This is a genomic window from Ornithinibacillus caprae, from assembly GCF_009728145.1.
GTDB lineage: Bacteria > Bacillota > Bacilli > Bacillales > Amphibacillaceae > Ornithinibacillus > Ornithinibacillus caprae.
On the sequence record NZ_WOCA01000035.1, the window covers coordinates 1 to 4,188 of the forward strand.

Sequence of the window (4,188 nt, forward strand, 5' to 3'; positions counted from 1 at the left end):
CACCTAGCAAAGCTAGGCTAGTTGTGTGGGAGTTTATTTTCAATAAAAATTTCTTACTTAATAAAACAGTTATGACAGAATTAAAAAAGCTTGTAGAGAAAAAACACCTACTTTCTCTACAAGCTGAGAACTTGCTTATACGCAAGTTCTGTTTTTTTGTTTGAAAATTATTCTTTTTCACTTGCTGCTTCAACTTCACTCATAGCAATTCCAAGTGCTTTTGCTACACCTTCACCGTACGCAGGATCGGCTTGGTAACAATGATTGATATGACGAAGTTTAATGTGTTTTTCTACACCTTCCATATTACGAGCAGTGTTTTCAAATAATGTTTGTTTTTGCTCTTCGCTCATTAGGTTGAATAAACGTCCAGGTTGTTCAAAGTAATTATCATCATCTTCTCTAAAGTCCCAGCGATCAGCGTCCCCGTGGATTGCTAAGCTAGGTTCTTTATATTCTGGTTGATCTTGCCATTCACCATATGAGTTTGGTCCATAGTGCAGTTTGCTACCATGGTTACCATCTACCCGCATTGCTCCATCACGGTGGAAGCTATGTACTGGGCATTTCGGTTGGTTAACCGGAATTTGGTGATGGTTAACACCTAAACGATAGCGTTGAGCATCGCCGTAAGAGAATAAGCGTCCTTGTAACATTTTATCTGGAGAAAAGCTAATTCCAGGTACAACGTTAGCAGGAGTAAATGCTGCTTGTTCTACTTCAGCAAAGTAATTTTCAGGATTACGGTTTAATTCGAACTCACCAACAGGAATAAGAGGGAAGTCCTTTTTGTACCATACTTTAGTCAAATCAAATGGATTGTACGGCATATTATTCGCTTCTTCTTCTGTCATTACTTGAATGTACATTTTCCATTTCGGGAAGTTCCCATTTTCAATATTTTCGTAAAGATCTTTTTGATGGCTCTCGCGGTCCTTACCAACTACTTCTTCAGCTTCTTGATCGGTTAAGTTTTCGATTCCTTGTTCTGAACGGAAGTGGAATTTAACCCATACACGTTCGTTATCTTCGTTAATCATACTGAACGTATGGCTTCCAAACCCATGCATATGACGATAAGATTTTGGAATTCCGCGTTCACTCATAACAATAGTTACTTGGTGGAGTGCCTCAGGTAATGAAGTCCAGAAATCCCAGTTATTATTAGCGCTTCTCATATTTGTACGTGGATCACGCTTAACGGCATGGTTTAAATCTGGGAAAATTAATGGATCTCTAAAGAAGAATACAGGTGTGTTATTACCTACAATATCCCAGTTACCTTCATCGGTATAAAATCTAACAGCAAATCCACGGATGTCACGCTCTGCATCGGCAGCACCGCGCTCACCTGCTACAGTAGAAAAACGGATAAACATATCTGTTTTCTTTCCGATTTCGGAAAAGATTTTTGCTTTTGTATATTTTGTAATGTCATGTGTTACGGTAAATGTACCATAAGCACCAGAACCTTTTGCGTGCATACGACGCTCTGGAATAACTTCTCTGTCAAAGTGAGCTAGTTTCTCTAAGAACCAAACATCTTGAAGTAGCATTGGGCCTCTTGGACCAGCAGTTAAAGAGTTTTGATAGTCTGTGACTGGAGCTCCAGCAGCAGTCGTTAATTTTTTCTTTTTATCACTCATTTTTTAAAACACCTCTCCCTTATTAGTAAAATGAATGTTCTATAACTAATTATAATATAAATATATTAAAAATCAATATTTAATTATAATAATTTTAATTAACTTATAAAAAATCATTTTGAAATAAGGTATTGGACACACTATACCAATAGATACATTTATAGAATTACTATGGTATTTATGTATTATTATTGATAATATAGAACTATAAATGATATGAGGAAGTAAATATAATGAGTATTTTAAATAAGGAAGAACTTTTTAAGTTAGTTAATGATTTATCAATTACCTACTTTAATAAACCTTTTGTAGATGATGTTTATGTTAATAATCGTTTACGAACAACCGGTGGTAGATATATTCCCGGTAAAAGAGTAATAGAATTGAACCCTAAGTATTTAATGGAAATGGATCGAGAAGAGTTTATTGGTATTATTAAGCACGAATTATGCCATTACCATTTACATATAGAAGGAAAAGGATATAAACACGGAGACGCCGACTTTAAAAGGTTGTTGAAAGAAACAGGTTCGCCAAGGCATTGTAATCCTTTGCCTTCATATAATAGGAAGATTAAACATAGGTATATTTGCGAAAAATGCAATCATATATATGAAAGAATACGTAGAATAGATGTTAATAGATATCGTTGTGGTAAGTGTCGAGGGAAGCTAAAGTTAGTTAAAAAAGCTTAATCTATGCGTTTCTCGGAATAAAATAAAAGTTTATATTTTCTGATACAAAAAGTGATTGACGAATTAGTTGGGACATGTTAAATTATATAAAGTCTTACAAATCACTTCTTGAAAGACATCAAAAAAACTTTTAAAAAGTTGTTGACATTCACTATTAAATATTATATGATATTTTTCGTCGCAGTTAAATGACGAATGAATATTCCACAGTAGCTCAGTGGTAGAGCAATCGGCTGTTAACCGATCGGTCGTAGGTTCGAATCCTACCTGTGGAGCCATATGGAGAAGTACTCAAGTGGCTGAAGAGGCGCCCCTGCTAAGGGTGTAGGTCGCGTAAGCGGCGCGAGGGTTCAAATCCCTCCTTCTCCGCCATTATTTAATGGCCCGTTGGTCAAGCGGTTAAGACACCGCCCTTTCACGGCGGTAACACGGGTTCGAATCCCGTACGGGTCATCTTTCAAAAAACAAATAGTTAGGTCCGGTAGTTCAGTTGGTTAGAATGCCTGCCTGTCACGCAGGAGGTCGCGGGTTCGAGTCCCGTCCGGACCGCCACTCATTAATGTTGGGCTATAGCCAAGCGGTAAGGCAACGGGTTTTGATCCCGTGATTCCCAGGTTCGAATCCTGGTAGCCCAGCCATTTTTTATTTGTGAGAAACATCACAATGACAGAAGATCGCCATGGTCAATACTAATCATAGAAAGAACTCATTATAATATGAGCCATTAGCTCAGTTGGTAGAGCAACGAGCAAGACTTCTACCGAATAAGCGCAGAGTAACCCCGAAGCACTAAGCATCTTTGGATAAACTTGTAGATGTAGGGGTCATTGTGAACAAAAAGCTAACATAGAAAGAACTCATTATAATATGAGCCATTAGCTCAGTTGGTAGAGCATCTGACTTTTAATCAGAGGGTCGAAGGTTCGAATCCTTCATGGCTCACCATATTAACAAACAATGCGAATATTTAATATGATGATTATATCTATGCGGTCGTGGCGGAATGGCAGACGCGCTAGGTTGAGGGCCTAGTGGGAGTTAATCCCGTGGAGGTTCAAGTCCTCTCGACCGCACTTGCTTGGCGAAACGCAAGAGTTTGTTGACTTCGGACTTTAGGTGTGTTATATTAAAGGATGTCGCTTTTGAAGCGCCCGTAGCTCAATTGGATAGAGCGTTTGACTACGGATCAAAAGGTTAGGGGTTCGACTCCTCTCGGGCGCGCCATATAACGGGAAGTAGCTCAGCTTGGTAGAGCACATGGTTTGGGACCATGGGGTCGCAGGTTCAAATCCTGTCTTCCCGACCAGCGAAACTTTCTATATATTTTATTTTAATATGCGGGTGTAGTTTAGTGGTAAAACCTCAGCCTTCCAAGCTGATGTCGAGGGTTCAATTCCCTTCACCCGCTCCATTTATTAAATGGGCCTGTAGCTCAGCTGGTTAGAGCGCACGCCTGATAAGCGTGAGGTCGGTGGTTCGAGTCCACTCAGGCCCATCACACGTAAATGTGTGAAATAAACGTTGACATTAGATGTTTATTCTGATATGATTAAAAAGTTGCTATAGAGTAACAAAGATATTTTGCTCTTTGAAAACTGAACAAAACAACTAGTATGTCAAGAAAAACATCCCGTTTTTCTTTAAAGATTAAATCTAGAAGCTAGTGTTTCTGGTAGCTAAGAACTTTCATGTGATTGATTGGTGTTAATCACATACAAACTTTTTTGGAGAGTTTGATCTTGGCTCAGGACGAACGCTGGCGGCGTGCCTAATACATGCAAGTCGAGCGCGGGAAGCAAGTGATCGCCCTTCGGGGCGTGAACTTGTGGAACGAGCGGCGGACGGGT

2 protein-coding genes, 11 tRNA genes and 1 rRNA gene are annotated in these 4,188 nt (G+C 39.2%); 13 read left to right on the forward strand and 1 reads right to left on the reverse strand.

Annotated features, from left to right (window positions below; all coding sequences use genetic code 11):
- Window positions 1-167 precede the first annotated feature (167 nt).
- Window positions 168-1,646, reverse strand: a complete 1,479-nt coding sequence (locus GMD78_RS21105; RefSeq protein ID WP_155671978.1) for a catalase — start codon at window positions 1,644-1,646, stop codon at window positions 168-170.
- Between the two features lie 233 nt (window positions 1,647-1,879).
- On the opposite strand from GMD78_RS21105, the gene GMD78_RS21110 reads away from it, so the two are divergent.
- The 13 genes from GMD78_RS21110 to GMD78_RS21170 all read left to right on the forward strand — a co-directional run.
- Window positions 1,880-2,341, forward strand: coding sequence for a SprT family protein (locus tag GMD78_RS21110; protein ID WP_155671980.1), 462 nt, complete (start codon window positions 1,880-1,882; stop codon window positions 2,339-2,341).
- A 203-nt stretch (window positions 2,342-2,544) separates the two neighbouring features.
- Window positions 2,545-2,619: transfer RNA gene (locus GMD78_RS21115), tRNA-Asn, on the forward strand.
- Window positions 2,620-2,622: 3 nt separating this feature from the next.
- Window positions 2,623-2,713, forward strand: a tRNA-Ser gene (locus GMD78_RS21120).
- Between the two features lie 9 nt (window positions 2,714-2,722).
- Window positions 2,723-2,794, forward strand: a tRNA-Glu gene (locus GMD78_RS21125).
- A 22-nt stretch (window positions 2,795-2,816) separates the two neighbouring features.
- Window positions 2,817-2,893, forward strand: a tRNA-Asp gene (locus GMD78_RS21130).
- An 11-nt stretch (window positions 2,894-2,904) separates the two neighbouring features.
- A tRNA-Gln gene (locus GMD78_RS21135) sits at window positions 2,905-2,979 on the forward strand.
- Window positions 2,980-3,210: 231 nt separating this feature from the next.
- A tRNA-Lys gene (locus tag GMD78_RS21140) sits at window positions 3,211-3,286 on the forward strand.
- A 44-nt stretch (window positions 3,287-3,330) separates the two neighbouring features.
- Window positions 3,331-3,414 (forward strand) — tRNA-Leu (locus GMD78_RS21145).
- 74 nt (window positions 3,415-3,488) lie between these two features.
- Window positions 3,489-3,565, forward strand: a tRNA-Arg gene (locus GMD78_RS21150).
- Window positions 3,566-3,570: 5 nt separating this feature from the next.
- Window positions 3,571-3,647: transfer RNA gene (locus GMD78_RS21155), tRNA-Pro, on the forward strand.
- 31 nt (window positions 3,648-3,678) lie between these two features.
- A tRNA-Gly gene (locus tag GMD78_RS21160) sits at window positions 3,679-3,752 on the forward strand.
- 10 nt (window positions 3,753-3,762) lie between these two features.
- Window positions 3,763-3,836: transfer RNA gene (locus GMD78_RS21165), tRNA-Ile, on the forward strand.
- 226 nt (window positions 3,837-4,062) lie between these two features.
- Window positions 4,063-4,188, forward strand: a 16S ribosomal RNA gene (locus GMD78_RS21170); the annotation flags it as partial.